The organism is Acetobacter sp., assembly GCF_047721705.1.
Classification (GTDB): Bacteria; Pseudomonadota; Alphaproteobacteria; order Acetobacterales; family Acetobacteraceae; genus Acetobacter.
Genome location: NZ_JBDNXK010000151.1, coordinates 1 through 4514 on the forward strand (window position 1 = coordinate 1; position 4514 = coordinate 4514).

At 54.6% G+C, this 4514-nt stretch carries 4 protein-coding genes and 1 pseudogene; 3 read left to right on the plus strand and 2 right to left on the minus strand.

Annotation, left to right across the window (positions count from 1 at the left end; genetic code table 11):
- Nucleotides 1–194, plus strand: a pseudogene (locus ABF824_RS15680) (IS5/IS1182 family transposase); the annotation flags it as partial.
- Between the two features lie 159 nt (nucleotides 195–353).
- Here ABF824_RS15680 and ABF824_RS15685 read toward each other — a convergent pair.
- Nucleotides 354–1223 (minus strand): LysR substrate-binding domain-containing protein, encoded by an 870-nt coding sequence (locus tag ABF824_RS15685; RefSeq protein ID WP_415489902.1) that lies wholly within the window; start codon nucleotides 1221–1223, stop codon nucleotides 354–356.
- Between the two features lie 93 nt (nucleotides 1224–1316).
- Here ABF824_RS15685 and ABF824_RS15690 point away from each other — a divergent pair, with 93 nt between their 5' ends.
- Nucleotides 1317–2210: an alpha/beta fold hydrolase gene (locus tag ABF824_RS15690; protein WP_415489903.1), complete on the plus strand. Its 894-nt coding sequence runs from the start codon at nucleotides 1317–1319 to the stop codon at nucleotides 2208–2210.
- 163 nt (nucleotides 2211–2373) lie between these two features.
- Here the strand turns inward: ABF824_RS15690 and ABF824_RS15695 are convergent, their stop codons facing one another.
- The gene (locus ABF824_RS15695) at nucleotides 2374–2988 is read right to left on the minus strand and encodes a TetR/AcrR family transcriptional regulator (protein ID WP_415489904.1); all 615 of its coding nucleotides are present in this window, start codon (nucleotides 2986–2988) and stop codon (nucleotides 2374–2376) included.
- Between the two features lie 110 nt (nucleotides 2989–3098).
- Between ABF824_RS15695 and ABF824_RS15700 the strand changes: the two genes are divergently transcribed.
- Nucleotides 3099–4286: an MFS transporter gene (locus tag ABF824_RS15700; RefSeq protein ID WP_415489905.1), complete on the plus strand. Its 1188-nt coding sequence runs from the start codon at nucleotides 3099–3101 to the stop codon at nucleotides 4284–4286.
- Nucleotides 4287–4514 lie beyond the last annotated feature (228 nt).

A 4514-nucleotide genomic window follows, 5' to 3' on the forward strand; every position in this document is an offset into this window, starting at 1 on the left:
AAGGCCGCAGCGCTCCACAGAAAACAGACTGGCGGCGTTACAGGGATCGCAACCATATCGAGTGGATGTTCAACAGGCTCAAGCAGATGCGCCGCATAGCGACCCGCTACGACAAGACCGCCTTATCCTTCATGAGTTTCCTCAATATCGCCGCCGCAAAACTCTGGATTGGGTCTTTTGTCAACGTGACCTAAAACTCACGCGCCAGGCATATCAACCACCGGTTCTTCATCCCTGTAGGTCCGCTTCCGAATATCAGTGCCGCAAAGCCGACATTCCGTTTCCGCCTACATTTCGGCTGTCAATTTACCGGGATCAATATTCCCAAACCGGACTTAAATAGAAGACAAGCCTCACGAATGCTCGCTGTGATGCTTCTCCTTAATATTCGAGATGCCGTAATGTCTCCGGATAAGATCGCCAAGACCGCCAACTGCATGGCTGAGCCGTCCCCGCCGCGAGTGAAGTACCAAATCCACCGAGCCGAGAGATGGTAGTAACCGTCCAGCAATGCTCGGAACAAGTTGTTCCGTCAGGTCTTCGGCAAGGGGGGATACTCCCAGTCCGGCATTGACGGCGGCCAGAATACCCGTGAGCGAGGGACTCACGTAAGTTATGTTCCAGGAAAATCCTTCCTCTTCGAGTTGCCTGATTGCGCGTTGGCGATATGTGCACGGTTCTGGGAAGAGTACAAGTGAGACAGGTCCCGTTGGAGATATCCGTCCGGCCCATACTACGGCTCGCTGGGCAAGGACTTCGCCGTCTGCTGATCGAGTCTGTTTGGTCAGAACATGGTCAAGGCGCTGAGCGTCCAGGGCGGCGATAAGATAATCGCTATTGCCTACTTCAACCTCCAGACGTGCGTCCGGATGCTGTCCGGCGAAATCTGCAAGAAGGCGCGTGAATCCGCGACCACTGGCGAAATCATCAGGGAGTCCGATGCGCACAGCCCCGGTCAGGGATGTGCCGGCCAGTCGTGATCGGGCTGCCTGTTCAAGTCGCAGAATCTCGCGAGCGTATCCGATGAGGTCACGTCCCGGTGCCGTCAGGGCGACAGATCCTCCACGATCACGGTCGAGAAGCCGATGACCGGCCTGTTCTTCCAGGCGTTTTATATGGCCGCTGATCGTGGACTGGGTTGCGTTGAGGTGTCTGGCAGCTTCCGTGAAGCCCCCCATGTCGATGACGGCCAGAAAACTGCGCAGGCATATCGGAGAGAGCATGACATTTCTTATCGTGTATTGCGATATGATAAGAACATATATCCATTTCTGAATTAAGATGAAAGCATGCATAGCAGGGATGGAGGCGCTCTCATGCAGGAAACAAAGATTACAACATCCCAACTCGACATCGTATGCCGGATATTAGGCCCCGAGGACGGGTTTCCCGTTATCCTGCTTCATGGCTGGCCAGACGATGCGCTGACATGGAACCGAATGCTGCCGGATCTGCATGGCGCTGGTTTTCGGACCTATGTACCCTGGCTGCGTGGCTGTGGCCTTACGCGCTTCCGGGAGCAGGATGCTCCAAGAAATGGACAACTCGTAGCGCTGGCGAAGGATATGCTGGAAATGGCCGATGGCCTGGGGCTTTCTCGCTTCAGCCTGATCGGTCATGACTGGGGGGCTCGGGCTGCCTACATCGCCTCCGCTTTAGCGCCTGGCCGAATAGCCGGGTGCGTGGCTCTGTCCGTGGGATGGGGAACCAACGCTCCCGACCAGACAATGTCGTATCGACAGATGCAGAATTATTGGTACCACTGGCTGATGGGGCTCGATCGTGGTGCTGATCTCATCCGGAACGATCGGCAGCGTTTTATGCGCTATATCTGGTCGATCTGGAATCCGGCATGGGGAATCCCTGAAGAGGAATTCGCGGCGACGGCTCTGGCGTTCGAAAACCCTGATTGGGCTGACATTACGCTCCATTCCTATCGCGTTCGCTGGGGACTGGCGCCGCGTTCGCCAGCTTTCGAGGAACTGGAGAGACGTGTCGCTGCTGACCCAGTCATTCATGTGCCCACACTCGTGATCCACGGAAGCGATGATCCTTGCAATGACCCAGAGACGTCATCAGGAAAGGACCATCTGTTCGCAGGTCATTATGAGCGGCACATTCTTGCCAGAACCGGCCATTTCCCTCAACGCCAGAGTGCAGCCTCGGTAACGGAGCTTGCCGTGCCCTTTCTTTTACGAAGCAGTGGCTAACAGGTGCTCCCTATCAATGACTGACCGATCTCGAATCGTTCTGCGCGCTCGCGCAAGCTTCCAATCTCCGTTCCGTCCGTTAGAGGACTGATCACGTTGACAACTTCCGCCCTCAACCAAGCCGTTGAACGCTTCATTACCCTTCTGCGAAAGCGGAGATTAGTTAATTTTTTCGAGTTGAGTTCCTGGTTTCTTTTGCCGTGCCAATGCCTTCGAACAGTAATCTCACGATGCGATGGGCTAATTCGTAGTTTAGTGTCTCTCCCAGAAGCAGCGGATACCAAAATGCGCCGTGCAGCATCGTGACCGCAGTATCAATATCAGTGTCATTGCGTATTTCGCCTCGTGCGGTGCCGAGCTGAATGATATTTGCAACGATTTCTGCCCTTGGCTGGACAAAGCGCTGTTTGAAGATTTCTCTGAAATCCGGGTCGCTTTGAGCCGAGGCGATCAAACTTCTAATCGCGGGGCCGTCAGTCGTTAGGTTTTTGAAGACCTGTCCCAGAAACAGATTTAACTTTTCTTCCGTCGTTCCGTCAGCGTGGCAAAGCTCGGCATTTTGCGCGCTCGCAAGGAATGCCTCTAATACCAAATCTGCTTTGCCTTGCCAGCGTCGGTAAAGCGTCTGGCGACCCACTTGAGCCTCAGCTGCTATCATCTGAACGCTCACAGCCTCATAGCCATGTGCGATCACGAGCCGCCGTGCAGCAGCCAGTAGCGCCGGACCTGCGGTGTCATCGCGAGGCCGTCCCGGTGAACGGAGATCTACCGCTGTCATGAATTCTCCCATTGCGAGACCGTGGTCTCGAATATATATGATACCGCAGTCTCGTTATCATAAGAAGGAACGCATCGCCAGCAAATGGTGCGTTTTCATAGGAATAATCCATGCAGATCGTCGCCCAGTCGCCGCAAAAGACCCCGCTCGCGCCTATAGGAGCCTTTACGTTGCTCTCGGTCGCGTCTCTGACAATCATGGTCGGATGTGCGATCGTTCCGGCGCTTCCGAGCATTGCTCCGGCTCTTGGGGTCCCGCATGCATCGAGCTGGCTCGTCACGCTGCCGTCCTTGGGTGTCGTTCTCTTGGCGCCCATTGCAGGACGGACCATCGATAAAATCGGCAATCGGCGCGCGCTTTGCCTGGGCTTGGCGCTCTATGGCCTCTTGGGGCTTGGCGCATTGGCGACCCACGGCCTTGTCGCCGTGTTTGCTGACCGCATTTTCCTGGGAGGAGCGACAGCGCTGGTAATGTCAGCCGGGACGGGGCTTATTTCTGAATTCTATGCCGGCTCCGCGCGCATGCACATGATCGCGCGTCAAGGTATGGCGATCGAACTAGGAGGCATAATTTTCCTATTTGTCGGTGGCCTACTCGCGAAACTCGGCTGGGCCGGACCTTTTTCACTCTATGCCATCGCCTTTGTATTTCTCCTTATGGTGCTTGCCTTCGTACCTTCGGAACAACAAAGCGAAAGGCCGGAACGGGAGAGTTTATCAACGACCACGAAAAATGGCATTCGCATTGTCTATGCAGCCGCTTTGCTGTCGATGACCGTGTTCTTTACGGCCGTCATCGTGCTTCCGTTCCGATTGGCCGTTTTTGTTCCCCACCATTTTACTGAAAGCGAGGTTGGGTATTTTCTAGCTTTCGTCTCCCTGGTCGCGGTTGGAGCAGCTTTTACCATGCCTCGCCTCGTGCGACGGCTGGGAGAGTTAAGAACCTTGGCGGTGGCATTTTGCGCTTATGCACTTGCCCATACCTGTTTCACGTTCGCCCTCTCACTACCTTTGTTGATTCTTGGTGCGGTTTGTCTTGGGTGTGGGTTCGGGTTTTCCATTCCCCTCGTCAATCATATGACCGTAGAGCGCTCTAGTTCCGCTCAACGCGGCAAAGCGCTCGCCTATCTCTCAATGGCAATTTTTGTCGGCCAATTCATGTCTTCATTCATGGATTTCATGCCCGGCGGTTATGTGGCAATATTCAGAACCGCAGCAATAGCGGCCATATGCACGGCAATCGCATATGGTCTTTTGCTACGCGGGCAGGTGCAGCCAAATGAACTTCAATCTGATTGATTGCTTGTGTGCGAATCACATTGCCGAATGGTCAACAGGCTAAGAACGACGCAGACCGTCTTTGCGAATGTCCGCTGCCATTCTCTCTCATCCAGAAAGAGACATTCGGCTTTCCCCCCCCTAAACTGCCTGTCAGCTCAGCAGAAACAGAGCAGACAGGCAGCAGTCGCCCTCATCTCGGTCGTTTGGACCACAAGATTATTTGTCAAATAGCGGACATCAGCGCTT